This window comes from Sporolactobacillus sp. BBK16-2 (genome assembly GCF_059878335.1).
Window position 1 is genome coordinate 1466423 of sequence record NZ_CM187611.1, and the last position, 24988, is coordinate 1491410.

A 24988-nucleotide genomic window follows, 5' to 3' on the forward strand; every position below is an offset into this window, starting at 1 on the left:
GCCTATGAGAACGGCTTTGTTTTCTTTGCAGAAAGCAATTTTTCAGAAACTAACAAGCTATCAACCGTTGATGAGTAAGGTTGTCGGCGTTTTCGATGATGTGCCTCAGGAGTACATTGATGCCATGGGAAACGCAAAGCCAACGGTGTTTCCCTATGTGCAAATCGATCTGTCAACTAACAATGAATTTGACACAAAAACATCGTTCGGTGAAAACATCACCATGACATTAAACACCTACAGCAGGTATGCAGGGCACAAGGAAACATATGACCTGATGAACTTAATTTTTGAAGCTTTGAAAACGCCACTCTCACTTGAGGGTGGCTTTACTATTGCCCGATTTGTTCCGGGACGGCCGGACGCAATAACGGACATTGATGGGAAGTCGAAGCACGGAATCCTATCAATAAATTATTGGATTTTATGAGGAGGTAAACGATATGCCAGTAAGCGGTAAAAAAATCATCTTTTTATTTCAAGACACATCAGCACCAGTTGGATCTGATGCGTTGTTTCCCGGATTTCAAACGGATGGATCACACGATTACGCCGGAGATCTAGCGGATGAACAAACAAAAAATGGTCGTGTTCTTGAATACGCACAGGACGAAGAAAGCGCAGATATGACGTTCTTCATGGCTACTGAAGACGGTGGTCAGAAGCTGCTGAAAGATGCGCGGAAAAATCATAAGAAATTGAAAATGTGGGAAGTCAACGTTGATACTAATGCTAATGGGAAACACGATGCAACATTTGCCTATGTGTTGATTGAAGAATTCAACCCTAGTTTCCCGTCTGATGGATTTGCAGAATGTGATGTGTCTATTCAGGTTCAGGGTCAATCTCAAGATGGTGAAATGGATTTGGATCCGGAAGTTGTTGAACTCGCTCAGTACGCATTTGAAACTCCAGGAGAGACAGGAGCAATTGCAGTCACAGGATTAACTGTGGCACCGACGACAGCATCACTTACAGTCGGTGGTACACAACAGCTTACACCGTCCGTATCGCCTTCTGATGCTACAGACAAGACAGTATCCTATGTATCTAGTGCTCCGGCTATTGCAACGGTATCTAGCAGCGGTCTTGTAACTGCGGTAGCTGCTGGAACGGCTACGATCACAGTGAAATCTAACGCCGATCAAACCAAAACTGCAACTTGTGAAGTAACAGTAACTGCTTAATGAATGGGGAGAAATCCCCTATTTTTTATTATTGGAGGAACAAACATGCCAACATTAAATATTGGAAAGAAACAATATGAAGCTAAACTTGCTTTTGCCTTTGACAAAAGAGCAAATGAAAAATATGCGCCAAAGGATAAAAAAGAAGGAAACACAGGTCTTGAAAAAATCTATGAAGATCTGCTGAACTATCGGACACGCGGTCTATCGGCTTTTTGGGATTGTGCACTCGCTTATCTGAAAAAAGATCAACCAATTTGTGATGAAATCAACGATGCCATTGAAGAAGTGGTTGAAGTAGAAGGGACAGACCGACTTTTTAAAGAGTCGTTCAAGGCGATCGATGAATCGGGTTTTTTCAAACTACAGCTTCGCGAATATTGGAAAAACGTGAACGTGATCGACAAAATGGTAGACGAGGAGAAGAAGGCCGAAGTGAAGCAAGCGAAACTGGCCAAGAAACTGTTAACGGATCAGAGAAAAGAACTTCTCGCGTAACTGATTATCAACAGATTTTCTCCGACGCGGCACGCCTGCTAAAAGTTTATGATCCTGACCTAATCATGTCTTGGACTCCGAATGAGTTCAAGGCTTTTTGTCGTGGTTCCCAACATGCTCAGGCTGATGATTACGACCGAATGGCAGCGATGGCTATGTTTAATCGTTATGCTGCCAATGCAAAGCATGCAAGAAAAAGAAAAATGTTTGACGAGAAAGAAGCACACAAGAGGATTGACCGTCAGATGAGTAATTGGAAGGAATCGTCAGGAAGACCGGTGCTTAATCAAGATATGTATCAGCGACTGAAGAAGGCTTTAAATCGATCATCATTCCAAAAGAAAGGAGGATGAACATGAACAAGAATTTGACGGCATTTGTCGGGGCTAAGATCAGTGAGTTTAAAGCAAAGATGGCTGAAGTCAACAAGATCATGCATAGTACGGCGACAGGAACGGAGATCCCGATTGATGGAAATATAAAACCTGCAAGCACAAAAATAACCGAAATAAAAGCGAAATTGAAATCCATACGAGACAAAACAGTTGAAATCCATATGGACATTGATAAACGCTGGGACAATTTTGCCATGGAAATCGACATGATGGCTAATCGCATGCGGGCATTTGGAACGGTTGGCCAAAGCATGATGGCAGGATTTGCAACATCTATCAGTTCAGCAGGCATCCCGGCTGTCGCCAGTCTGATCGCTGCTATCGGATCTATTGGTCCAGTTATTGGTGTTGCAGCTGGCGGAGCACTTGGATTAAGCACAGCATTTGCAGCAGCTGGCGCAGGAGTTGGTGCTTTTGCAGCTGTTGCTATTGCTAATTTAAGTGGAGTTTTTGAAGCAAACAAAAAAATCAGCGACTTGCAAACAAAAATGTCGCAAACGACTGACTTAAAACAGCGGAATAAACTATTGCAGCAGCAGAAAGCCATCTTGGAAAGTATGAGTGGACCACAACGGGAAGCCTACACAGCCATACAACAGTTAAAGGCAGCATGGACGGGCATCACGAAGCCGTTGGAAGCACAAACGGTTAATGTCTTTACTCAAGCATTGCAAGGACTGACAACGGTTGTAGAGTATCTCAAACCGTCATTTGCGGGTGCGGTTGGTGCAATGGATACTTTGACAAACTCCATGAATAAAGTGCTTCAGTCATCGGATGTGGTCAATTTCTTCCGGACACTTGGTAATACAATCGGGCCATCGCTTGAAACGCTTGGCAAAGCTGGAATTAATGTCATGGTCGGACTTATGAATCTGTTCACGGCTTTTGTCCCACTTGGCCAGAAAATGAACAACGGGTTACTTGGCATGTCTCAGTCGTTCTTGAAATGGTCGCAAACAGTCAGCCAGTCTACTGGTTTTCAAAGCTTTATCCAATACGTGCAGACAAACGGTCCGAAATTATTACAAATCATCGGTAATGTAGGGTCCGGACTGATTGGCATGTTTACTGCATTCGCACCAACGGCTAGCAATATGCTCACTGGATTGGTTAAGTTAACTAATCAGTTTAAGGTATGGGGCCAGACTTTAGGATCAAATCAACAGTTTCAACAATTTATCAGTTATGTTCAAGCCAACGCGCCTGCAGTCATAGCTGTGATAGGTAATGTGGTACAGATTATTGGCGCACTAGCAGTTGGATTTGCTCCGGTTGGCTCAGCAGTACTTAAATTTCTTGTCCCTTTCACGCAAATGCTTGGATCGTTTCTTCAAGCACACCCGATTATTGCAAGCATTGTTGCAGTGATCGTTTCGGTAATCGGCGTGTTTGTTGCACTTGCTCCGACCATCATGGCTGTTACTTCTGTAATAGGTGCTTTGATTCCGGTTATTGGTGCAATAGCTGGAACTGTAGGAGGATTCTTAGCTTTTCTCGTATCTTGGCCGGTTTTGATTGCGGTGGCAGCAGCAGCTCTTGTCGCTATCATCATCAACAATTGGAGTTCAATATGGTCGTTTTTAAAGGGACTATGGAACACTATTGTGAGCGCCGGAGCAGCTTTATGGAATGGATTTGTATCCATGATGTCTGGTGTATGGAGTGCCATTTCGTCTGCCGCATCTTCAGCATGGAACGGCATTAAATCATTTTTGTCTGGGCTGTGGAATGGAATCAAATCAATTGCGTCAACAGTATGGAATGCGTTAAAAGCATACTTTGTTGGTGAATTAAATGCATACAAAACAATATTTACAACCGTTTGGAATGGGATAAAAAGTGTCTTATCCACAATATGGAATGGTATTAAATCTGTGGCATCGACTGTATGGAACGCTTTAAAAGCGTATTTCGTTGGTCAGTTAAACGCTTATAAGACTTTGTTTTCAACGGTGTGGAATGTGATTAAAACAGTCATCGTTGCCGTTTGGAATGGAATAAAAGCAGCGGCATCTGCTGTATGGAATGGTATTAAGAGTGTGATTATTGGTGTTGCGAATGCCCTAAAAAGCGGACTTTCTGCAGCATGGAATGCGATTCGATCAGCAGCGAGTGCTGTTTGGGGGGCAATCAGAGGAGTTGCATCATCCGTATGGGGTGGAATAAAAGGTACTGTAATAGGACTTGTTAACGGCATGCGAAGTGGTATTTCAAGCGCGTGGAACGCTATTAAATCAGCGACAAGTTCAGCTTTTCATGCGGTGGTCGGATTCATAAAAAATCCGTTGAAATCTATCAATTTATTCAGCATTGGAAAAAACATCATCCAAGGATTAATTAATGGCATCGGATCGCTCGCAAAAGCCGTTGGAAGCAAAATCATGTCAATCGCTGGAGGAATCAAAGATAAGATCCAAGGTGCCCTCGGCATCCACTCGCCATCACGATTTATGGCGTGGGTTGGTCAAATGACCGGTCAAGGTTTAGTAAACGGTATTGCCGGTATGCAAAACAAAGTAGCATCCGCATCACAGGGCATGGCTCAAGCGGCTCAGATTGCACCACAACAGACAGACTTTAGTTATAGCAGCCAAGTATCTACGAGCGGATTAGACAGCGTACAACAAGAGGTAACAGCAAGCATGGATCAGACGGAATTGAGTAAGAAGCCGGCGATTATCAATCTGCAAGTCGGATCAAAAACGATAGCAAAGGCGATCATCGACGATGTAAATAGACTGCAAGACAAGCAGGTGAATCAACGTGCAGTATTCAGCTGATTTTAAAGAGTTGACGGGCGCTAATGACACAACTTTGATATTGGAACGAGAAGGGCAGGATCCGGTTCGCTTAGACGAAACACAGGACCTTGTCTTTTTAAGTTTTGACGTGGATTCACCAACGCCGATTAATAATACAGGTGGTTCTATTCCTGGGGCAGATGGCGTGCAGGACCGTGGAGGAACCACTTATGGTTCTCGAAATATGGTGGCACGGTTCATGCTCGTTGAAGAAACCAAGTACAATCTAGCGCTCCTAAAAACGAATGTGCTACGCCTATTCGACAGCAAGAATACATTCAACATCATAGATGAGGACAACCCCGGCAGACGATGGAAGGATTTGCGACTGTCTGACCGGATCACATTCGATGATAAAGGGCCGTCTGTTTCGATCGCTACAATTCCAATGATCACCTATATGCCGTATGCCTTCTCAATTGGTTCTTTGACGGATCCGTTTACGATTGAATCTGATCTATGGCAGTTTAGCCAAAACATCCCGTTTGAGGATGCAGAAGGCAATTTGATTGATTTCAGTTATGAGCACACAGAAACAGAGTTCTCAATTTGGAATTTAGGCGATGCTGTGATTGATCCACGTTTCCTTGATATCGTGATCGTCTTTAAAGGAGCATCAGAAAACCTGCAGATTGAAAATATAACAACCGGTGATGTTTGGGAGTACGCAGGATCTACCGAAGCCGATGACATCATTACACTTGACGGTGTATTTAGCCGGAAAAATGGAGCATCGATCTTTGGGGATACGAATCACAAGCTGATCACGTTGGCACCTGGAGAAAATAAGTTTAAATTAACAGGTACACAGGGAAATATCGAGACATCATTCGACTTCCCTTTTTTGTACCTGTAAGGAGGTACAATAATGACCGAACCGATTAGAACAAACAAAATTGGATTGGAAATTAAAAAGCGTCTCGAAGCAATCGACAATCAGCAAAAGCAAATTGATCAGTTGGTTATTGATGGGGACAGCAGCCCCGAATCTGCACAAGCACGGGTCGATGGAAGTGGAAACACCTACACGACATTGAAAAATCGTTTGGACACAAAAGACGCTGAAATCAACGAAAAAGTTGACCAGAATCAGCAAGACACTGCTGAGCAGTTGGCGGATATGGAGACGCAAGCAAATCACCAAGCTGACAAAGATTACCTTGAAAATATGATTAATACTGCGTTCAGTGGTATGGGTGAACCATATGATACCCTATCTGGATTACAAGCAGCATATCCAGACGGAAACCAGACACCTACAGGCGGTTATCTAAAGCCCCATGTCGTCACTGCTGATGGTAATTGGTATTTTTATAGTACTATTGCATCGGCATGGACATCCGGTGGTGTTTTTCAAGCTATTCAAATTGCCAACATGTCAGTTTCATTTCAAAAGCTTAAACTCGTTAAAATCGGATATGTTACGTCCGGTTCCATAAATATTGACACAATAAATAAAACTATTATGCTCACCCCTTATTCTACGATATCTGTAATTAATGGGGACTTTTACCAAAATCAAGGTCAGGAAATAAGCTTAAATGCAAGTCAAAGCGACTTTAGTGTAATGCAATTTATTTATTTTCACGTTCCAGATCATACATTGGTTTGTAATAGGTATGATAATCAATTGGCTGATGATCCTGATTATATTTACATTGGGGCTATCATAGATAATAAGATAGTAGGAACATTTACTAATTTTTGGACAGTAGATGGTATTCCTAACGGAGGTTTTGGATTTAAAGATCCATCTCTAGCACAGTTTGGGTATTACACTGACGGTGCAATTGAACTGGATAGTGTTAATCAAAAAATAAGATTGACAAAAGCAGCTTATATTTTTTTTAATGGAGGAGGTCAAAATGTTCAGCCATTTGAGTGGGCAAATTGGGATGTAGCAGGATCAACAAAAGTAAAAATGTGCTATTTTTCTCTTTATGACGGTAAGCTTCATGTTTGCGATTATGATAGTCAGCAAGATGGAACCTTTGTCATTTTATTTCGTTTTCAGCTTTCTTCAGGAATTATAAGCTATTCAGATACAACGTCAAACTCATTTAGGATAATTTTGGATGGGGAACTGGTAAGAATTGGTATAGGAACGAAGAAAGATATTGGCAATTTACTTGTGATTGGTGACAGTTATAGCGAGCAGCATAGATGGGTCGATCAGTTGCAAAATTTAGTTAATGTTGATGGGATGGTTAATCTTGGCAGATCAAATGCAACATTAAAAGATAACTATGCCGATAGAGCGACTTATCCTTATACTTCCAGACCAACAACAGATTATAAAATAGGAAACAATAATACATTTTCGTGTCAGATCGAAAAGTTAAAAAGACTTATGGCCGGAACAGATTTAGATGCTGGTGAAACACAAATTTATGTAAATGAAATCGAATACCCCGATGTTATTTTAATTGAAGGTGGAACAAATGACGATGTTGATACTAATACAAGCACTTATCCTGCTCAACTTTATGCAAAATTTGATAATGTCTACGTATCAACATACGGGAGTGTGGCGACATTAGGTTCAGCCTATCTAAAACCAGATATTAACACCATCGACAGAACTAATTTTATGGGTGCTATGCGTTATCTTTATGAAAGTTTACATGGTCTTTTTCCAAATGCAAAAATATATTTTATTACCCCCGCAGGTTTGAGTTACGGAAATGGAAATAATTTAAATTATCTCGATAAAGGGAATCAGATTAAACAAGCCGCTGGATATCTTTCGATTCCGGTTATTGACTGGGGAGTTGAAGGACGTCTTAACTATATGGATAATATAGTCACCGGATCAGGCACTCAGGAAGATCCATATTTGCTTACACAGCCAGGGGAATATTCAATCGATGCATTGCACCCTAATGACCAAGGCGCGGCAATGCTTGCCAAAATAGTTGCAGATAATCTATAATTTAAGGATTAAAACTAATGGCAAAAGGGACACTGTAAAATATGAGTAAACAATTTTTGATCTATCACCAAGATGATAATAGTGACTTTCACCTTGTTATCATGGCCAATAATAAGTCAGAAGCAATAGACAAATTTTGTGAAATAATGTCAAAAAATGAAAATTTTAAAATGATTTGTCACCAAATGGTTTATGATGGATCTCTTTTTGATTATTTTCATGAAGACATAGACAAGCATATTAGAGAATATTTCAGCGATAACTTGGATGCTGCACGTTCACTAATAAATGTTTATCACAATGAAACAAAAGTAGAGAACTATGATGATCTGTTCTATTTTGCTTCGTTTAAAATTCTATTTAAAGAAAAAGGATTTATGCCGGCATTTATCAAGGAAATACAGTTTGATAACGATGGAATATTTAATGCTTAAATATCCATGATTCAAAGTAGGACGCTACTGCGCAACAAGAAAGGTTTGTTAAAACGGTATTAAATCAGAATGCTTGTTCTCTTTTTATTGAAAATCAGTTTGTGTTATGATATTTTGGAAGCAGGTAGACGGGACTGATCATCTTGTCGATAGCGTACCGAGAGGCGCGCCTGCTTCTTTTATTATGGCGCGATCCTCTAAAAACGACTTTCCTACTCTCGGGGGAATGACAATTGGATACGGTAGAATTTTCTGCAGGTGAATAGATGCTGTCGGAGTTTGTCGGTGTGCTTACGGATCTCATCCCAGGACTTGATTTACGCTTGATTAAGGACCGGTTTTCACAGGTCATGACAAAGTATCGCATTACGCGCTCGCCGGAGAATATTTTTCATCCGGATGTCGAAGAAAAGATGAAGCTTTTCCTAAGCGCTAAGAAACTGGAGGGCATGGCTGAATCGACGATAGACGGGTACAAGCGTGAATTGATCGCCTTTGCTGAGCACGTCAAAAAGCGTGTAGTCGATATCACGACCGCGGATCTGCGTGTGTTTCTGGCCAGTCACGATCACGTGATGATGAGTACAATCGCTAAGAAACTGTTCGTCTTGAGATCGTTTTTCGGTTGGCTGACTGATGAAGAAATTATCACAAGGGATCCAGCCAAGAAGATTAAGGCGCCAAAGATGCCAAAGATGCTGCCAAAGGCTTTGGATATCGAAGGGTTAGAAATGCTTCGTGAAGCCTGCGAAACTGAACGGCAGCGGGCTCTCCTTGAATTCTTTTACTCGACGGGTTGCAGGCTCTCAGAGGTTCAGCGGCTGAATATCGAGGACATTGATGTACAGAACATGAGTACAAAGGTGTTTGGAAAGGGCAGCAAGGAGCGTATCGTGTACCTTAGTTTCCGGGCTCTGTACCACTTGAAAAAATACCTGAAGAGCCGTGAAGATGATTGTGAAGCCCTATTTGTTACGGAGCGAAAACCAGCACGGCGCATGGGGCGCCGAACCATCGAACGAGAAATCAATATGATTGCGTCACGTACCGACATCAGCAAGAAAGTGACGCCGCACGTGATGCGGCACACGTTCGCCACACTGATGCTTAATAACGGAGCTGACTTGGCCGGAGTTCAACAGTTGCTTGGTCACTCCAGTCCGGATACAACACAACGATATGCCACCGTTACAGAAGAAAACAAACATAATCAGCATCGGAAATATCTGGTGCAATAAATATAAGAGTCCTTCGGGGCTCTTTTTTAATGTTCAAAGAAGGTGATTACATGCTTATTTTGCATTCCCTATCCGGCGAAATAGAGCCACTCACAAGCGTATATGACTGTGTTCGTAAGCGATCAGTAGACGGCGAGTATTCGCTGTCTTTTTCCATTGATCGAACAGATCGTAATGCTGCGCAATTTGATGAACTCAATAATAAATCACGCATCGAATGTGACGGTGAACTGTATGTCGTTGATGATTGCGAACGCGATCCAGACGGGTTATCCGTTACTAAGCAAATCACTGCTAATCATGATATGTATGATCGTATGAAAGCACAAACAGTTGAACAAACCTATACTGCTCAAAAACCTTTATCCGATTGGCTCGATATTGTATTGGCTGGTACTGGTCTAACATATGAGATTATCGGTGACTTTGGATCCGAACAATTCGATAATTTTGGCATGGATAACTCGATTAATCTGTACAAACAATTACGTGATCGCTATGGATTTGAGTATCGGCCAATCGGTACACATCTTGTTATTGCGGTGATGATTGGTACCGTAACCGATGCTCAATTCAGGCATGGCCACAACCTCCGGACTTTTTCGGATGAGTATGATACAAGCGATCTCGTGACACAAGTAATGATGTTTGGCGAACTAGATGAAAACGGAAACCCGACAACATCAGTAACCGTCAAATCGCCTAATATCAATTCGTTTGACCGTGTCTATAAGCTTGTCAAGAAGGATGAGCGTTACAGTAATGCTGGAAATTTGGAGGACTATGCCAAAACGTTCCTGAATGATGGCAAATACAGTGCAAAGGTCGAATATGAGGAGCTCGTTAAGAATGGATTGAAACTGCATAACTTTACCTATGGTGACTTTGTGTGGTGCATTTATGATCTTAATGGCATGGATATTGATCTGCAGCCAAGAATCATGAGCATTGAAGATTATCCGGAAGATCAGACAAAGTCTCCGGTTGTGGAACTTGGCAATTATCAAAGAGACATCACGCGAAGCATAGCAACGATTAAGGCAACGACTCAAATAGTAAACAAGGTCATTGATCCGGTAACAAATACTATCAATCCTGAGTCGCTTGGAGATGGTCCTACAGCTGCTATTACTAAGATCAACGACTTAACTACGGGCAGTGGTAAACTAGACCTGACAAAGTCTGAGGGGCGTATTTTGGCTGATCAAGCTAGTATCGGACTGGGAACGCAATTTTCACCCGGATATGATCCGACAAAGATTGATATACCGGAATATGGACTAGCAACGCATAGTTCAAATGGATTAATGAGCGCTTATGATAAAACAAAACTTGACGGGATGGATGATCAAGACATATCTTTAGCATCAAATACACAAGATGGTTTAATGAGCAAAGAGAAACACCAAATACTATCCTCTATTCCATCTAGCGGTGTATTGGACGGTCAGGGCAATACAACCTACGAAGCTATTGTGTCTGATGCTGAATGGGGAGGGTTAATGTCTCCAGAAGACGTTAAAAAGGTTCATTCGCTTCCCAAAAATGCAGATGGAAGCGTCGCAGAAGCAACCGAAAGTGATGATGGACTGCTTGGGTTTAATGATAAACAGTCTTTAAACAAATTGACGCCATGGATCGGGTATGGATCTACCGGTGATATTTTTGATCCTAATGTTCAAGATCCACACAATTCTGGTACTGATGCTTTATTATCTGCAGTCTTAACTAATATAGAAAGCCGTTTGAGAGCTCTTGAAGGTGGTGGTGCTTAACCATTACTGGATAGGCTTTTTTATTTTTGCTTAAAAATACTGGTAAAAGTTGGTGAGGGGATGGATTCAAGTACACTTCAATATTTCATCACACAGGGGCCGTTTGCGGTCCTTTTTGTATGGTTGCTTTACAGCTACAGAAAAGAAGCGCATGACCGCGAGGAGCGGTTGAACAAGGTCATAAACGATCAAAGCCAAGTACTCAGCGAGTTTTCGCAGAAATATGATTTGATCGTTAATAAATTGGATGGGATTGAGGAGCGTCTGCACTAAGCGGGCGCTTTACTTATACATAAATCGGGAGGAGGTGAAATAAAAATGGGAAAATATCATAATAAAAATCGGAGGAAGCGATCATATATGAAAAAACTATTTGCTTTAGCGTCGGCCGTTGTGCTGGCGTTTTCTTTTTGTCTGCCGGCAACTGCTGCTACACCGGACAAAGATTTCGTTGACGTGTCTCACTGGAATAATGAAGGAGGACTGCCACTGTCCTTTTACCAAACCATTAAAGCCGGCGGTTACAAGGCGGCAGTGGTTAAAGTGTCAGACGCATCTAACTATCTTGATCGCACAGCAAGCGTCAACATTGCCAACGCGCATGCTGCAGGGTTGAAGGTGCATGCGTATCACTTCGCACGGCTGACATCAACCGCAGACGCGAAGGCAGAAGCGGACTGGTTTGCGGCATGCCTGAAAAACGTTGGTTTTAAGTCCAGCTATGGAATGGCCGTGGCAGACGTGGAACTGGCAACCGCAAGCCGATCGGCGCTGACGAGCTACACCAACACATTCCTTCAGGCAATGCGTGATAAAGGTTATCAGGTCGATCTCTACACCGGATCAAGTTTTTATAAATCGCACTTGGATGCGGACAAACTGAGTGTCAAAGATCCTTGGCTTGCGCGCTATAATAATGGATCTGCTGAGCCAGCATGGCACAACGGCAAAAAGGGTGCTTGGCAATGGACATCTTCGGAGCGAATTAATGGACAGAACTTCGATGTCAGTCAGGACTTCGCCGGCAAGTACACGGTTGGAGTAAGCAACTCTGTAGGGCAGATCAAGTCTATCAGCCTTGTAAACTATCTTAAGTCTAAAGGTCAGCCGTGGTCGTACAGCGCCCGTGAGAAGCTAGCAAAGTCTTACAGTATTGCGAATTACACCGGCACAGCCGCCCAGAACTTGGCGCTTGTCGCAAAACTCAAGGCAGGAATTAAGCCGGCGGAAAAGCCGAAAGCAGCTGTCAACAAAGCAAAAACCTATACGGTCAAACGTGGCGACACGCTCGGCAAGATCGCTAGTAAGCACAAGACAACGGTATTCAAACTAGCCAAGATCAACGGCATCAGAAACGTTAACTTTATCCGCGTTGGGCAAAAGATCAAGCTTAGCGCAAATGTGACGGTTGCGGCATCGTCTAGCAAGACATACACCGTCAAACGCGGGGATACGCTGTGGGAAATTTCGAGAGCGAAGAAAACGACTGTGAAGGCTCTCAAAAGCAAGAACGGTCTCAAATCTGACACAATTTATCCGGGTCAGAAATTAAAATACTGAAGGTGATCTTATGGACACATTTTTAAAAGATGTTGTGGATCCGGCCATTATCACATTGGTGACCGCGGCAGTTGCATATGGTTTAAAAGTCGGCTTTCCCAAGCTGATTGATGTTTTGCTCAAAAGCAAGGCGGCAGCGCTCGTCAAGGCGGCAGAGGGCTTGTTCCCGGGCACCGGAACCGGTACACAAAAGTATCAATGGGTTGCTGATCAGCTAGCCACGTACGCGCGTAAGCTACTGTATTTTATCAAGGACGATCATCTACGGGCATACGTCGAAGCTGCTGTGACGGAGTTGCATGCAGAGTTACCTGCGTCGCTTGGTGCGGCTGAAAAGCAGATCGAAGATGCAAAATAACATAATGCTTCATACCCGGCTATGCCGGGATACATAAATAATGGGGGATTGCTATTCGGCGGTTCCCCATTTTCTTTTTTACATAATAAAGCCCCGGCGTTGACCGGGGCATCTTGGCACAACAACGCATTTGCAGCGCGTAAAAAAAATCCGTCTTCAATGACGGATCAATAAATCATATAATCTTTTCCATCTTCGTAGATGGGGATATTCATCTTTTCGGAAAAATTTTTAAGTTGCTCATTGACCGTTCCGTCATTTTCCGAGAAAAACAATGTTTCTCCAATTTCTTCAGCGTCAGTTCCTAGGCGTAGGCCGTTATTCGTATTAACTTTGCAGATATACATTTTTTATTCCTCCAATTTTTTTCACAGCGTTATAAATCTGATTGTTTATCTGAAATCCATTGCTCTAATTCGTCAAGTTCATCTTTTCCTGCAAATTTATTGATATATCGTTTTGCTTGCCTCCGAGCAGCATCATGAGCGGCCTTTTCTTTATTACGATCCTCCCACTTTCGAGAAGCATTGACTTGAGCATCAGTAACTTTTTTACGATCCATAAAAAACACCACTTTCTACATAATAAATTCCCCCTGTATTATAACATAACGTTATTAAAATCCAAATTAAACACCGTAGCATTCTTTCAAGTCTTTATTTATTATGCTTATTCCTCCGTCTGCTTCGATCTCTTTCCATGTCATGTCAAATTCATCCACAGGTTTGTAAGTAATGTCAGCGAATCCCTCTTCATCAATTTTGTCATACATCGCTTTGATAACATAATGATTGATTCCTTTACTACCATCAACATCAACAAACAACACATTTTTAATAAATTCTAGTTTCATTTTGATCTTCTCCTTTTGCCATCATCTCTTAACCACACTTATATTATATAACGTAACGTTATATATGTAAAGCGTTTTTGTATAGATTTTCACTAGCGTTGCATAAATATTGACGAACTATTCAGAATTTGTATTTTTTCTACCAAAGCCAAAAAAGTTAATGTCCACCTAAAAGGTGACTCGATCCATTTTACAATTTTATCCAGTTAATCAGTGTCCAAGTGTCAACAGCCTTTAAGGTGCCTTTAGGTTACTCGTTTCCTTTTATTCATTTGAAAACGAATACGGCGGAACCATTGCTCACAGGATTTCCAAAGCACAGCTTTGAACCATCGGTTCAGTTGAAGTACTGAACTCGTCGTTTTAAGTTTCTGCTGAATCAAAACGAATAGACTGTAATGAATCAACGCCAAAAGTAGTTGATTCTGGACAGCCTTCTCACTTTGTCCGTAAAATGTTTGGATCCGAACATGTTGCTTCAGCCATTTGAAAAAAAGTTCGATGGCCCATCGATGACGATAGACATCACTGATTTCTGTCGCCGACAAGTCAAAACGATTGGTGATGATCCGAATGTTCTTCCCCTGATCGTCTTGCGCCACGATGAGACGGAAGGCATTTTCCGTTTGGTTTTGAATGCTGCCCAGCAGGATCATTTGATCCGATAAAAGAGAACTTTTCTCGGGGACTTTATAGTTGTGCAGGACATGGATAACGGCATTCTTTTTTAAACGGGAAGCAAAGAACATCCCCTCTTCGGAAAAACGATCAAAGGCCTGGTAATCCACATAGCCTCGATCAAAGACATACATGGCTTCTTTCTCGTCAACGAGCACATCGAGTTGCGAGCGGTCATTGACTTGAGCGGATGTAAGGACTGCTTTTTCCGGAAACACTTGCCCTTTTCCCATAAAGACAAGGCGAAGGTGCAGCTTGACGCCGGCTTTGGTTTTGCGAAAGTGAGCCCATGGATAGCGCTGAGCATTCAGGGATATCGTCGTCGAATCCACAACCCTAAGCTGTTCATCCATTTGGGGTGCTCGTTTGCCTTTAATCTTGGCGACCAGATCAAGAAAGAGCATCATCAACAGTTGCGGGTCAACCGAGTTATTTTTTCTTGAGAGTTGTGAGGCGCTGATCGACGAGAGACCCGTTGCTTTCTGAAGCTCTTCACTTAAGACGCAGTCCGAAATCGAACGCAGACTGTCTTCTTTCTGGAGATGAGCATACAGAAAAAGGGTCATATAAGCCTTTGTCGTCAGCTTTTTCACGTACTTGTCACCGCCGGTTTGTCCGAGGGTTTCGTCAAGCTGTTTAAAGTTTATCTGATTTAACCATTGCGAAAATGAAGAGAGATGTGTATTCTTATCCATGCGTGAATCCTTTTCTTTGGATTTGGATAGAATCACCTATCCTTCCATTGTAAAGGATTTTTTTGTTGGCTAGCCTCTTTAAATTCGACTATTCCTAGTATTTTGAATCATCAGTTTTGATTACTGCAACGCTAGTGATAGATTTTATAAAAAATACCCATCCACTCCTCAATGGACGGGTATTTTCTATGTTAAACCCTCAGCCACCCCACAAGACCATTATCTATAATGTATCTAAATTGAGCAAATCGCATTTTTATCAAAAATAGCGGTTACATAGAAATAAAATGATTATTTTTACTCGTTTTTACATCGTACTATGATAAATTCAGCTGATTTTTTCTATTTTACTATCCTACCTGTCCTTTTTGTTACTTTTAGTCATAAGACAACCATTTATGACAATAAGTTTAAACCAGGTTAAACCTAAACGGCTATTTTTATCCTTGTGGCATGGATAGGTTTTACCTAGATTAAATCTAGGGAGTGAGGACATGGAAATTATGGGCATAGACGGTGGAAATGCCAACGTAAAAGTAGCATGTCAGCGCGGTGTTTATCTATTTTCTAGCGCGATTGGTGAGTACAGGGAACGGCATCTGTATAGCCAGTTTGGTGCAGATGATATGGTATGGGAATACAACGGCAAGCGAGGATTTGCCGGAACGCTTGCGAAGATGGAATCTGAACTGTCCGGCAGCCGGAAGGGCATCAGCAAAGCACATGAAGAAGCAAAGCTGCGTATCTTACTCGCTATCCATCAATACGCCATCGATCAGTATGTGAGCATCGTAGTTGGTCAGCCGGTTGAAACCCACACTCCAGAGGAAAAGCAGAAGATTAAAGATATGCTGCTCGGGTCACATACATTGACCGTGAACGGTGTGCAAAAATCGTTTGTCATCAACAAGTGCGAAGTTGGCGCAGAAGGTGGTTCTGCTTCTTTGTCGGATCCACGGATGGGTCTGCATCGGTATATAGATATTGGCTCCGGGTCCATCAACTTTGCCACGACCTACAATATGGCATTGGTTGACCGGGACAGCTTTACAGAAGGATTTGGTATGGAAACACTCCGAACATCCGATATAAACAGCATCACGCGCCGTATCTACGTCCGTGCACTTGAAAAGTGGCAAGAATATGATTCTGTTCATGTGCTCGGTGGTGGCGCAGAAACGCTTTTAGAGGGCATAAAAGCTTACTTTCCGAATGCCGAATTGTTACGCCCAAAGATTACCATTGGAAGCCAGCTGCAGATTGTGAAACCGATTTTTGCCAATGCCATCGGAAATTATGAGATTGGTCGAAAAGTCTATGCGCCCACTCATTAAAAAGACGGTTGGTGTCAGCTTCAATTTGGCGGATCCATATCAGCAGACACTGTATAAGCGATTGTCAGAGCATACCAATATGAGTGCCTACATTAAGCGACTGATTGACCACGACATGCATGGTGTTAATGTGCAGCGTACAGAGCCAAAACAAGAGGTCAATGCAGATCAAGCAGCATCTTTCATTTAAACCCAAAAATCATCGTAGCCCTTGTCATATCCTAACTTCTTCAATCCTCTTTTAAGTTTTGCGAACGTCGTGTATTTTGGACTGTAATCCTTATCATTACACATCCGGCTAACCGTTCTTCTACTCAATCTGCTCATTTCTTCTACATCGATCTGATCTATTCCTTTTCGATCAATCCACTTGCCGAATTTAGTACGTGGTTTGCCTAATCCAAACATCAAATCACTCCTTTTTTCGTAGCATGTCCGGATTGGGCAAATGTTAAACGTGCGGAAAAAAGTAACATAATGATCAAGCTGTCGATCATAGTCATTTATTGCTTAACGGATTTCCTCTTGCTTTTCCCGGCAGGAAATTTAATAAGTAAAGATATTTTCTCGTTGCAGAGCTGTTTTTCCTTGTCCAAAATGTTACTTTTCGACAGGAACTATCCTACGGATACTCAACAATTTTAGGTGGTGGTGCTGATGTTATTTGAAATTGTTTCAACAGCTGCGGTTGCCGGAATTGGTGGCTATGCTTTTTGCAAAAATGCTGGCCTATCCCCTTCACTCAACGATGCAGCGAAGATTCAGCGAATCTTTGAAAATGCCAAACTAGGCGTGACCGAGGAAGGGCGAAAGAAAACAATTCGGCTGCATCGAAAACGAGTGATTGACGGCGGCACAGAGTACGTTTATCAGATGCCATTGGGAATGAGTTTTAAAGACGTGGAAAGCCATAAAGATGTGATCGAAGATGGGCTTAATGTGCAGACAGCAGGGCTATCTGTCAGCCTGTCAGACATCAGACAGTTAAAGTTAAATAGAAGCATAGTCAAGCAGATTAAAAGGCTGCTAACGAAGCACAAGAAGGCACGAAAAGAGGTTGAATTAGGTTTTGATGGCATGCTCCGGATCCGTGTTTATGATGAGCCATTGCCGTCGATTGTGAAATGGTCAGGGCAGAAAATAAGTGGCTGGAAGGTGCCGGCTGGACTGTCGCGACACGGAATGATCGAACATGATTTTGAAGTGCAGCCGCATTTGATTGTTGCCGGCTCAACCGGATTCGGGAAGTCTGTATTTCTCAAACAATTGATTACCATATTGGCAATATCAAACCCGGACGATTTGGAGTTGACACTTATTGATTTAAAGGACGGATCCGCATTCCGTCGTTTTGAAAATCTTAAACAAACGATGCACTTTGCAACGGATCCGGATAGTGCGGTTACAGCACTAAAACAAGCACAGGAACTAATGAACAAAATGCTAAGAGAGTACACAGAGAAAGGCTATGAGGACGTACAAGAAGCAGGCATACCCAAGCGCCATTTTATCGTGATCGATGAAGCGGCCGACCTTGGAAAAGAAGCGTTAGAGATCGTGAAGGACATTGCTCGGCGTGGGCGTGGCCCCGGCTTTCGGCTTGTCTACGCTACACAATACCCGACAACGGAGACCATACCAAGCCAGGTTAAGCGTAACATTCCGGCACGGTTATGCTTTGTCTTAGACAGCACCACAGCTTCGATGGCGGCGATTGATATGCCCGGAGCGGAGAACTTACCGGAGATCAAAGGACGCGGCATTTATAAGCGTGTGAAACCTGTGATTGTCCAAACACCATTTATCAGCAATTTGGAGATTAAAAAGCAGATTGCACCACACATTAATATTCGGCCACGAAAGGAGCAGAGCAATGAACAGTCAACGAATGGAGAAGGAAGAAGCGATACTTTTGTCTTTAGCGAAACTTGATTATTTATCTAGGTCTCAGCTGCAACGGCTGCACAATCTAAAAAGCGACCGCAACGCTAACCACTTTTTAAAGTCCATGTCCGATTATCTATGCAGTTTCAGGGACGGTGAGAATGTTTATTATCTGTCCGCTGCCGGCCGGGAACGTGTAGGTTGCGAAAAAGTGAGAAAACGAACAATGCAAGCCGATCACTTTTTATTGCGCAATCAACTTTACCTTGCTTATGGCCGGCCATCAAATTGGAAAAATGAAATCAAGATTGAAGCGAATGGCGTTTGCGTCGTTGCTGATGCTGTCTTTAAGCGAAATAGCCTATTTTATTTTGTCGAAATCGACATTACACAAAAGATGAATGAAAATGCCCGAAAGATCGCACGATACCGCCAATTGTACGCAGTGAAGCCATTTAAATTGATTTTTGCTACAGCAACAGAGTATCGGAGAAAACGTCTATTGAAGCTATGCAAGGGAATTGATGTGGAAATCTATACACGGGAGGAATTGAAATGAATGAGATATGGCATGCATTTTTAGAACACGGGAAACCGTTTGAATACCAAGGACCGACAATTTGGGAAGTGATTTTTAATCAGTTAGGTGGATGGCAGGTTATTTCTATTATTGGAACGCTGGCGCTTATGGCTTATATCAAGCCGACACGGCCGTATATCATTGCCGGTGTCATTGCATTCATCTTCATTTAATGGGAGGGATTTTGATGCGCACAGAAACACTAGACTTTCGATCGTTTGTCCGGAATGAGCCACAAATAAAAAAAGTCGCAACAACTGGACTGTTAGCAGCGTCCGGTATCGCGGCAGGATCATTTATTTTATCACATCCTACATTAACTTTTGCAAAAGAAGCGATTAGCGAATCAACCAAAGAACAGGTTGTTCATGCGTTTGACCCTCTTGTAAGTATGATCGTCGCTATATCTACACCAATGGCCGGTGTGATCATTGCAGGAGCTTCTCTCGCAGTTATGGTCGGGTTTAAAGATAAAGGTTATCAATATATTATGAACGCCTCATTAGGCTACGTGCTCGTGCACATGCTACCACTGTTTATATCCCTGCTTACTGGTGTAGGGGCAGCGATTGGATGATTTTGACCACTGACCTCTAAATGACCGCAACATTTAATATTGTTAAAAACATGAGAAGTATTTTAATAGATTAATAGGATCAAATTTTTTCAAACATATCGCTGACTACCTTCAGTTTACACCACGTATAGGTTGCAAACAATCCAAGATATTTGAAGGTGGTGTGGGGCATTGGCTATAAAATTGAAAAATAAAAAAGCAGGGTATCTGTTCACCTGGCTTACGATATTCGGTCTCTCGCTGCTTCTGCTTGTAATCACGGTATACAGGCCGATGATGTTTGGCACTTTTGAGAATTTCAGTGGTTTTAAGAGTGCATATGAGCAATTTAAATATGAGCTGGCGATGACGAAACTCATTCATCCATTACCTAGCCAGATAAAGACCCTCCCCATCACAAAGGATGATATTCACGAATTTCGTTATCGTTACGGCGACCTGCCCAAGCAGTTATCAAATGTCCGCAGTCAGTACTCGGATGTGATTGCAAAAGCGGAGAAAGCCGAAGATAAAAAAGCTGTATCCTATTATAAAAAAGAACGAGATAAGAAAATCAGTGCGATCGAGAAGAACTTTAAGAATGATGCTCATGTGATCGAACAGATACGCGACGAGCGATTAGCACTGATGAAAAAGTTTAAGGCAACCTCACTTTCCAATGAACAAGAGAGTTTTAATCAATTAGCAAAGGTCTTTAAGTATCGTTTTGAAAATAAAAAAACCGGCGGCGTTTTTTCAAATGCGACAGATGCTCAAGGAACAGATAAGCAGTCGGAAAAGCGCTTTGAAAAACGTTTTAAAAACTTTTATCCTGATCATTATTTGAGTACTGGGGATAAACGCATTACTCGAATCTTAACGCTTTGGAACGCTGATTATTCCGGAGAGATTTATATTAATAAAAATGCCCAGATGGATCAATTGAATTCTAATTATCGCGCTTATGTTCAAAGTAAGCTATTTGGCTATGTTTTACTTATACTGTCGATTGCCATGATTGGTTATGCGTTGTTTCTTGTTTGGAAACAGAGGGTATTTTCACTCGTTGGGTTTCAAATAACAAGTCGGTTGTATCGTCGTATTCCAATTGAATTGCGGTTTATGTTTCTTGCACTGGAACTCTTTATTTTTTTGGCTGTTCTTATCAACATTGGATCAACTGCAAATGGATTGGATTATGGATATGCGTATGCATTTTTCGGCAGTTTCGGAGATTTAAGCGCATTTGCTCTTTACAGTGTTGGCATTCTATGTGCGATGACAACCGTCCTTTTCCAAATTCAATGGCTCTGGCAGATGATACGTGACCCTGAGCAAAGAGCGGAGTGCCGAAAGGGGAGCATCGTCTCGCAGTCAAGAGAGATTATTAATGCCTTTTTCATTGCACCCTTTACCGGCTTGAAAGTTATGTTTTTCGTTGCGGCAATCTTTTTCCTTGGCATGTCGGCTCCACTTTTTTCTATTAGTGGCAGCGTTGCCGCAGCATTCTTATTTTTGATTTTTACTGCACTGCCTCTGCTGTGGTTCTCATTGAAACGTGCCACACAGTTCAATCGCATTTTTAATCAAATGAATGCCTTGGCGGCAGGAGAGGAGCAGCCTGATCTGCCCGTACATGGAAGGAGCAATATTAGCCGGTTGTCTCAATCATTAAACACATTAAAACATGGCGTGAAGTCATCACGGAACGCGCAGTTGAAAAGCGAACGGCTGAAGACGGAGCTCATTACCAATGTCAGTCATGACCTGCGTACGCCGCTGACTTCAATCATTACCTATAATGATCTGTTAAGAAAATCGGATGTGAGCGATGAGGAACGGCAGGACTACCTAGCCATCATTGATCGAAAAGCGAAGCGTTTGAAGCGGCTGATTGATGATTTATTTGACGCCTCTAAAATGGCAAGCGGTGCAATTGAATTGCACAAGACCAAGGTTAATTTGAATGAGTTGCTGACTCAAGCACTTGCTGAATATGATGAAGCCATTCAACAATCAAAGCTTAACTTTCGTATAAAAACTCCGGATGAAGGGATTCCGGTTATTGTCGACGGTCAGAAATTATGGCGTGTTTTTGATAATATGATTGGAAACATTCTTAAATATTCAATGGAAGGAACGCGCGTGTATATCACACTCGAAGTGAAAAACGGCGAGGCGATGGCGACGTTCAAAAATATTACTAAGTACGAACTTGGCGACAATGTTGATGAATTATTTGAACGCTTTAAACGCGGGGATGCGTCACGCCATACGGAAGGCTCAGGGCTTGGACTAGCGATTGCTAAGTCGATCATCGATCTCCATGGCGGCATTTTTGAAATTGACTTGGATGGCGATCTATTTAAGGTTGTCATCAGACTCCCAACAAACTGAGACCTTTCTTGACTCGGAAGCGCGCCAAGTGAGACAATAGAGTTCGGTATTTAATCGGAAGTTGAAAAGCGAGCAGCGAATGCCCGCTTTTTTTGGAAGTGAGGAATGCGCCATGTCTTATGACGGTATTGTTACTCATGCTGCTGTTCAAAGTCTGCAAGATTTTACAGGTGGCAGGGTAGCTAAAATATATCAGCCAACTCCTACGGATCTTATTTTTCATCTGCGCGCACGCGGGGTACGCGGAAAATTGCTCATTTCTATTAATGCAGCATTTGCACGCATGCATTTGACAGAGCAATCGGAAGGTAACCCTCAGGAGCCGCCGATGTTCTGTATGCTTCTGCGCAAATATCTTGAGGGAAGCGTCATTGAGCGGATCGAGCAGCTAGGCTTCGAGCGTATCGTACACATTGATCTTCGTTCACGCAATGAATTGGGTGATCTTACAGAAAAAGAATTGATTATTGAGCTCATGGGCAGACACAGCAATGTAATTCTGATTGATAAAGAGAGCAAGCGAATTATTGATTCAATGAAACATTTGACTCCTGCGGTCAATCGTTTCCGTACGGTGTTACCCGGTGAAACTTATGTTCTGCCGCCGGATCAGGGGAAGCTTAATCCGCTTGAGATGAGTGTGCAGGATTTAATCGGCCGGATTGAATGGAATGCCGGACGCATTGATCGCCAGATTGTAGGTATGGTCAGCGGATTTTCACCGCAGATTGGTGCTGAAATTGTTCATCGCGCCGGACTCCCTCACCAAGAAGCGATTGCACAAGCTTTTCTTGAGATTCAGACAGAAATACGAAATCATGATTATCATCCGATGATTGTTTTTAATGATAAGGGAAAAGATGACTTTCATGTGTTGCGGCTGACCCATGAATCAGGGAAAACGGAAAACTTCACCACTGTTCACCAGATGCTTGATCGTTTTTACGCGGTTAAAGCACAGACTGACGCGGTCAGACAGAAGGCAGGAGATCTCAGTCATTTTATCAGCCTTGAATTGAAGAAAAACAAGACAAAGCTCAAGAAATTGGAAAAAACACTGCGGGACGCTGAAGATGCGGATAAGTATCGTTTATATGGAGAATTGCTAACGGCAAGCATGCATGTCTTTAAACGCGGCGACTTGCACGTAGATGTGATTAATTATTATGATCCTGATCAGAAACGAGTGACGATCAGCCTTAATCCAAATCGGACTCCTTCGGAGAACGCACAAGCTTATTTCAAAAAGTATAATAAAGCAAAGACAGCAAAAAAAGTTGTTACAGAACAAGTTCGGCAAACGAATAGCGAGATCGTATATTTTGAAGGACTGACGCAGCAGGTTGAATCCGCTTCAATGAAGGATATCGAAGAAATTCGCGAGGAACTAGTCGAAGGCGGTTATTTAAGAAAGAAGCGCTCAGTTAAAGATCGGAAGAGAAAGAATAAACCGGTCATAGATCAGTATTTTGCCTCGGATGGTACATTGATTCTCGTTGGGAAGAACAATAAACAGAATGATTACTTGACAACGAAAGAAGCGGCACGCGAAGAGATTTGGCTGCACACAAAGAATATTCCCGGATCGCATGTTGTGATTCGATCGCAGAACCCAAGTGAAGATGTGCTGAAGGAAGCGGCTAATCTTGCAGCTTTTTACAGTAAATCACGCATGGGCAGCGGTGTTCCGGTTGACTATACCAAAGTGAAATATGTCAAAAAACCAAGCGGTGCCAAACCTGGTTTTGTTATCTATACGGATCAAAAAACGCTCTATGTAACACCAGATGAATCGCAGGTTCTGAACATGCGTGAAAAGCCAAAATCTGAGACAAAATAACGGACTTGGCAGTTCATCTCAATTTATTTATCGTCAGTACTTGCGACAACTCGATAAAAATGTTTAAAATGAGATAGTGGAAGTGATCGGATGATTAAAAGTATGACAGGCTTTGGTATGTGCGATCAAACCCAAGACGACACACAGGTACACGTTGAGCTTAAATCAGTCAATCATCGATTCTTCGAGCTTACTTTCAACGGGCCGAGATCACTCGTCTATCTTGAAGATAAACTGAGGGAGATTGTTCATTCTTTTGTGAAGCGAGGCTCGCTCAACTTATATCTCTCAGTTGAAGGTAATCAAGCGAACGAGCCACATTTGAAAACGAATTGGTCGCTCGTTGATCAGTATATGAGTGCTGCTAAAGAAATGCAGCGGCGCAGCGGATTCCAGCTGAACGATCTCAATGCGATTCTACAGCTTCCCGGTATCTTTTCATTAAACGATGGAGACAATTGTGATGCAAAATCAGTGGAACCACTGGTGCTTGAATCCGTTCGCTATGCAGCAGAACATCTTATTGCGATGCGTGAAAAGGAAGGCGAAGCACTGAGAATTGATCTTTTAGATAAAATTCAGGGGATCCAATCCGAGGTTGACCAGCTTGAGGCGTTTATGCCTGAAGTTCGTGCCCAGTATAAGCTGAGGCTTCATGCCGCGATCACCGATTTTCTTGGGCAGAATCGAGGAATTGACGAGGATCGTTTCATGAACGAAATGGCCGTATTCGTCAATAAGACGGCCATTGATGAAGAAGTGACGCGCTTGAAAAGCCACTTAAATCAATGCAAAGTCTTATTGGAGGAGCATTCGGACATGCCCGTTGGTCGTCGTTTCGACTTTCTCATTCAAGAAATGAATCGTGAAGTGAATACGATTGGCTCAAAGGGCAATCATGCTGAAGTAAGCCGCTTTGTTGTGTCCTTGAAAACCGAGATTGAAAAATTACGTGAACAAGTGCAAAATATAGAATAGATGAATGGTTGA

The 24988-nt window shown here is 42.4% G+C and carries 27 protein-coding genes; 22 read left to right on the top strand and 5 right to left on the bottom strand.

Annotated features, from left to right (window positions below; all coding sequences use genetic code 11):
• The first annotated feature begins 4 nt into the window (after positions 1-4).
• The 13 genes from AC6F33_RS07375 (at position 5) to AC6F33_RS07435 (ending at position 13181) form a co-directional block, all read left to right on the top strand.
• Positions 5-430 (top strand): DUF3168 domain-containing protein, encoded by a 426-nt coding sequence (locus AC6F33_RS07375; protein ID WP_500778053.1) that lies wholly within the window; start codon positions 5-7, stop codon positions 428-430.
• Between the two features lie 13 nt (positions 431-443).
• A complete protein-coding gene (locus tag AC6F33_RS07380) occupies positions 444-1187 on the top strand; it encodes a phage major tail protein, TP901-1 family (protein ID WP_500778054.1) in 744 nt (247 codons plus the stop codon).
• A 45-nt stretch (positions 1188-1232) separates the two neighbouring features.
• Positions 1233-1685 carry a tail assembly chaperone gene (locus AC6F33_RS07385; protein WP_500778055.1) on the top strand — a complete coding sequence of 151 codons (453 nt, stop codon included), beginning with the start codon at positions 1233-1235 and terminating at the stop codon, positions 1683-1685.
• A 65-nt stretch (positions 1686-1750) separates the two neighbouring features.
• The gene (locus AC6F33_RS07390) at positions 1751-2038 is read left to right on the top strand and encodes a hypothetical protein (protein ID WP_500778056.1); all 288 of its coding nucleotides are present in this window, start codon (positions 1751-1753) and stop codon (positions 2036-2038) included.
• A gap of 2 nt (positions 2039-2040) precedes the next feature.
• Positions 2041-4863 (top strand): phage tail protein, encoded by a 2823-nt coding sequence (locus AC6F33_RS07395; protein WP_500778057.1) that lies wholly within the window; start codon positions 2041-2043, stop codon positions 4861-4863.
• Positions 4847-5740, top strand: coding sequence for a phage tail family protein (locus AC6F33_RS07400; protein WP_500778058.1), 894 nt, complete (start codon positions 4847-4849; stop codon positions 5738-5740). The genes AC6F33_RS07395 and AC6F33_RS07400 overlap by 17 nt, the downstream gene beginning before the upstream one ends.
• A gap of 12 nt (positions 5741-5752) precedes the next feature.
• Positions 5753-7816, top strand: a complete 2064-nt coding sequence (locus AC6F33_RS07405) for an SGNH/GDSL hydrolase family protein (protein ID WP_500778059.1) — start codon at positions 5753-5755, stop codon at positions 7814-7816.
• Positions 7817-7857: 41 nt separating this feature from the next.
• Positions 7858-8250, top strand: coding sequence for a hypothetical protein (locus tag AC6F33_RS07410; RefSeq protein WP_500778060.1), 393 nt, complete (start codon positions 7858-7860; stop codon positions 8248-8250).
• 266 nt (positions 8251-8516) lie between these two features.
• Positions 8517-9488: a site-specific tyrosine recombinase/integron integrase gene (gene xerA / locus AC6F33_RS07415; protein ID WP_500778061.1), complete on the top strand. Its 972-nt coding sequence runs from the start codon at positions 8517-8519 to the stop codon at positions 9486-9488.
• Between the two features lie 50 nt (positions 9489-9538).
• A complete protein-coding gene (locus AC6F33_RS07420) occupies positions 9539-11263 on the top strand; it encodes a phage tail protein (RefSeq protein WP_500778062.1) in 1725 nt (574 codons plus the stop codon).
• 60 nt (positions 11264-11323) lie between these two features.
• A complete protein-coding gene (locus tag AC6F33_RS07425; RefSeq protein WP_500778063.1) occupies positions 11324-11536 on the top strand; it encodes a BhlA/UviB family holin-like peptide in 213 nt (70 codons plus the stop codon).
• A gap of 45 nt (positions 11537-11581) precedes the next feature.
• Positions 11582-12823, top strand: coding sequence for a GH25 family lysozyme (locus AC6F33_RS07430; RefSeq protein WP_500778064.1), 1242 nt, complete (start codon positions 11582-11584; stop codon positions 12821-12823).
• A 10-nt stretch (positions 12824-12833) separates the two neighbouring features.
• Positions 12834-13181 (top strand): hypothetical protein, encoded by a 348-nt coding sequence (locus AC6F33_RS07435; protein WP_500778065.1) that lies wholly within the window; start codon positions 12834-12836, stop codon positions 13179-13181.
• 167 nt (positions 13182-13348) lie between these two features.
• On the opposite strand, the gene AC6F33_RS07440 is transcribed toward AC6F33_RS07435, so the two are convergent.
• The 4 genes from AC6F33_RS07440 to AC6F33_RS07455 form a co-directional block, all read right to left on the bottom strand.
• Positions 13349-13528 (bottom strand): hypothetical protein, encoded by a 180-nt coding sequence (locus AC6F33_RS07440; RefSeq protein WP_500778066.1) that lies wholly within the window; start codon positions 13526-13528, stop codon positions 13349-13351.
• A 29-nt stretch (positions 13529-13557) separates the two neighbouring features.
• On the bottom strand, positions 13558-13743 hold the full coding sequence (locus tag AC6F33_RS07445) for a hypothetical protein (protein ID WP_500778067.1): 186 nt from the start codon (positions 13741-13743) through the stop codon (positions 13558-13560).
• 66 nt (positions 13744-13809) lie between these two features.
• Positions 13810-14034 carry a hypothetical protein gene (locus tag AC6F33_RS07450; protein ID WP_500778068.1) on the bottom strand — a complete coding sequence of 75 codons (225 nt, stop codon included), beginning with the start codon at positions 14032-14034 and terminating at the stop codon, positions 13810-13812.
• Between the two features lie 245 nt (positions 14035-14279).
• Positions 14280-15407 carry an IS4 family transposase gene (locus AC6F33_RS07455; protein WP_480947342.1) on the bottom strand — a complete coding sequence of 376 codons (1128 nt, stop codon included), beginning with the start codon at positions 15405-15407 and terminating at the stop codon, positions 14280-14282.
• Between the two features lie 503 nt (positions 15408-15910).
• On the opposite strand from AC6F33_RS07455, the gene AC6F33_RS07460 reads away from it, so the two are divergent.
• Together AC6F33_RS07460 and AC6F33_RS07465 are read left to right on the top strand one after the other, a co-directional pair.
• Entirely contained in the window at positions 15911-16741 is an 831-nt protein-coding gene (locus AC6F33_RS07460) for a ParM/StbA family protein (RefSeq protein ID WP_500778069.1), read from the top strand.
• Positions 16725-16931, top strand: coding sequence for a hypothetical protein (locus AC6F33_RS07465; RefSeq protein WP_500778070.1), 207 nt, complete (start codon positions 16725-16727; stop codon positions 16929-16931). The genes AC6F33_RS07460 and AC6F33_RS07465 overlap by 17 nt, the downstream gene beginning before the upstream one ends.
• Here the strand turns inward: AC6F33_RS07465 and AC6F33_RS07470 are convergent.
• Positions 16928-17149 (bottom strand): transcriptional regulator, encoded by a 222-nt coding sequence (locus AC6F33_RS07470; RefSeq protein ID WP_500778071.1) that lies wholly within the window; start codon positions 17147-17149, stop codon positions 16928-16930. The genes AC6F33_RS07465 and AC6F33_RS07470 overlap by 4 nt on opposite strands.
• Positions 17150-17398: 249 nt before the next feature.
• On the opposite strand from AC6F33_RS07470, the gene AC6F33_RS07475 reads away from it, so the two are divergent.
• The 7 genes from AC6F33_RS07475 (at position 17399) to AC6F33_RS07505 (ending at position 24976) form a co-directional block, all read left to right on the top strand.
• Positions 17399-18673, top strand: a complete 1275-nt coding sequence (locus AC6F33_RS07475) for an FtsK/SpoIIIE domain-containing protein (protein WP_500778072.1) — start codon at positions 17399-17401, stop codon at positions 18671-18673.
• Complete coding sequence (locus AC6F33_RS07480; protein ID WP_500778073.1) at positions 18615-19184, top strand: replication-relaxation family protein; 570 nt, start codon at positions 18615-18617, stop codon at positions 19182-19184. The genes AC6F33_RS07475 and AC6F33_RS07480 overlap by 59 nt, the downstream gene beginning before the upstream one ends.
• Positions 19181-19378, top strand: coding sequence for a hypothetical protein (locus AC6F33_RS07485; RefSeq protein WP_500778074.1), 198 nt, complete (start codon positions 19181-19183; stop codon positions 19376-19378). Before AC6F33_RS07480 ends, AC6F33_RS07485 begins: the two co-directional genes overlap by 4 nt.
• A 14-nt stretch (positions 19379-19392) precedes the next feature.
• Complete coding sequence (locus tag AC6F33_RS07490) at positions 19393-19782, top strand: hypothetical protein (protein ID WP_500778075.1); 390 nt, start codon at positions 19393-19395, stop codon at positions 19780-19782.
• A 171-nt stretch (positions 19783-19953) separates the two neighbouring features.
• Positions 19954-22158: a histidine kinase dimerization/phospho-acceptor domain-containing protein gene (locus AC6F33_RS07495; protein WP_255746190.1), complete on the top strand. Its 2205-nt coding sequence runs from the start codon at positions 19954-19956 to the stop codon at positions 22156-22158.
• Between the two features lie 112 nt (positions 22159-22270).
• Positions 22271-23998 carry an Rqc2 family fibronectin-binding protein gene (locus AC6F33_RS07500; protein ID WP_255746192.1) on the top strand — a complete coding sequence of 576 codons (1728 nt, stop codon included), beginning with the start codon at positions 22271-22273 and terminating at the stop codon, positions 23996-23998.
• A 90-nt stretch (positions 23999-24088) separates the two neighbouring features.
• Positions 24089-24976 carry a YicC/YloC family endoribonuclease gene (locus AC6F33_RS07505; RefSeq protein WP_255746194.1) on the top strand — a complete coding sequence of 296 codons (888 nt, stop codon included), beginning with the start codon at positions 24089-24091 and terminating at the stop codon, positions 24974-24976.
• Positions 24977-24988: the final 12 nt, after the last annotated feature.

What these genes read in the sequence shown, in the direction of transcription:
- AC6F33_RS07375 (WP_500778053.1), top strand. Translation starts at nt 5, where the DNA reads ATGAGAACGGCTTTGTTTTCTTTGCAGAAAGCAATTTTTCAGAAACTA.
- AC6F33_RS07380 (WP_500778054.1), top strand. Translation starts at nt 444, where the DNA reads ATGCCAGTAAGCGGTAAAAAAATCATCTTTTTATTTCAAGACACATCA.
- AC6F33_RS07385 (WP_500778055.1), top strand. Translation starts at nt 1,233, where the DNA reads ATGCCAACATTAAATATTGGAAAGAAACAATATGAAGCTAAACTTGCT.
- AC6F33_RS07390 (WP_500778056.1), top strand. Translation starts at nt 1,751, where the DNA reads ATGTCTTGGACTCCGAATGAGTTCAAGGCTTTTTGTCGTGGTTCCCAA.
- AC6F33_RS07395 (WP_500778057.1), top strand. Translation starts at nt 2,041, where the DNA reads ATGAACAAGAATTTGACGGCATTTGTCGGGGCTAAGATCAGTGAGTTT.
- AC6F33_RS07405 (WP_500778059.1), top strand. Translation starts at nt 5,753, where the DNA reads ATGACCGAACCGATTAGAACAAACAAAATTGGATTGGAAATTAAAAAG.
- AC6F33_RS07410 (WP_500778060.1), top strand. Translation starts at nt 7,858, where the DNA reads ATGAGTAAACAATTTTTGATCTATCACCAAGATGATAATAGTGACTTT.
- xerA (WP_500778061.1), top strand. Translation starts at nt 8,517, where the DNA reads ATGCTGTCGGAGTTTGTCGGTGTGCTTACGGATCTCATCCCAGGACTT.
- AC6F33_RS07420 (WP_500778062.1), top strand. Translation starts at nt 9,539, where the DNA reads ATGCTTATTTTGCATTCCCTATCCGGCGAAATAGAGCCACTCACAAGC.
- AC6F33_RS07425 (WP_500778063.1), top strand. Translation starts at nt 11,324, where the DNA reads ATGGATTCAAGTACACTTCAATATTTCATCACACAGGGGCCGTTTGCG.
- AC6F33_RS07430 (WP_500778064.1), top strand. Translation starts at nt 11,582, where the DNA reads ATGGGAAAATATCATAATAAAAATCGGAGGAAGCGATCATATATGAAA.
- AC6F33_RS07435 (WP_500778065.1), top strand. Translation starts at nt 12,834, where the DNA reads ATGGACACATTTTTAAAAGATGTTGTGGATCCGGCCATTATCACATTG.
- AC6F33_RS07440 (WP_500778066.1), bottom strand. Translation starts at nt 13,528, where the DNA reads ATGTATATCTGCAAAGTTAATACGAATAACGGCCTACGCCTAGGAACT.
- AC6F33_RS07445 (WP_500778067.1), bottom strand. Translation starts at nt 13,743, where the DNA reads ATGGATCGTAAAAAAGTTACTGATGCTCAAGTCAATGCTTCTCGAAAG.
- AC6F33_RS07450 (WP_500778068.1), bottom strand. Translation starts at nt 14,034, where the DNA reads ATGAAACTAGAATTTATTAAAAATGTGTTGTTTGTTGATGTTGATGGT.
- AC6F33_RS07455 (WP_480947342.1), bottom strand. Translation starts at nt 15,407, where the DNA reads ATGGATAAGAATACACATCTCTCTTCATTTTCGCAATGGTTAAATCAG.
- AC6F33_RS07460 (WP_500778069.1), top strand. Translation starts at nt 15,911, where the DNA reads ATGGGCATAGACGGTGGAAATGCCAACGTAAAAGTAGCATGTCAGCGC.
- AC6F33_RS07465 (WP_500778070.1), top strand. Translation starts at nt 16,725, where the DNA reads ATGCGCCCACTCATTAAAAAGACGGTTGGTGTCAGCTTCAATTTGGCG.
- AC6F33_RS07470 (WP_500778071.1), bottom strand. Translation starts at nt 17,149, where the DNA reads ATGTTTGGATTAGGCAAACCACGTACTAAATTCGGCAAGTGGATTGAT.
- AC6F33_RS07475 (WP_500778072.1), top strand. Translation starts at nt 17,399, where the DNA reads ATGTTATTTGAAATTGTTTCAACAGCTGCGGTTGCCGGAATTGGTGGC.
- AC6F33_RS07480 (WP_500778073.1), top strand. Translation starts at nt 18,615, where the DNA reads ATGAACAGTCAACGAATGGAGAAGGAAGAAGCGATACTTTTGTCTTTA.
- AC6F33_RS07485 (WP_500778074.1), top strand. Translation starts at nt 19,181, where the DNA reads ATGAATGAGATATGGCATGCATTTTTAGAACACGGGAAACCGTTTGAA.
- AC6F33_RS07490 (WP_500778075.1), top strand. Translation starts at nt 19,393, where the DNA reads ATGCGCACAGAAACACTAGACTTTCGATCGTTTGTCCGGAATGAGCCA.
- AC6F33_RS07500 (WP_255746192.1), top strand. Translation starts at nt 22,271, where the DNA reads ATGTCTTATGACGGTATTGTTACTCATGCTGCTGTTCAAAGTCTGCAA.
- AC6F33_RS07505 (WP_255746194.1), top strand. Translation starts at nt 24,089, where the DNA reads ATGATTAAAAGTATGACAGGCTTTGGTATGTGCGATCAAACCCAAGAC.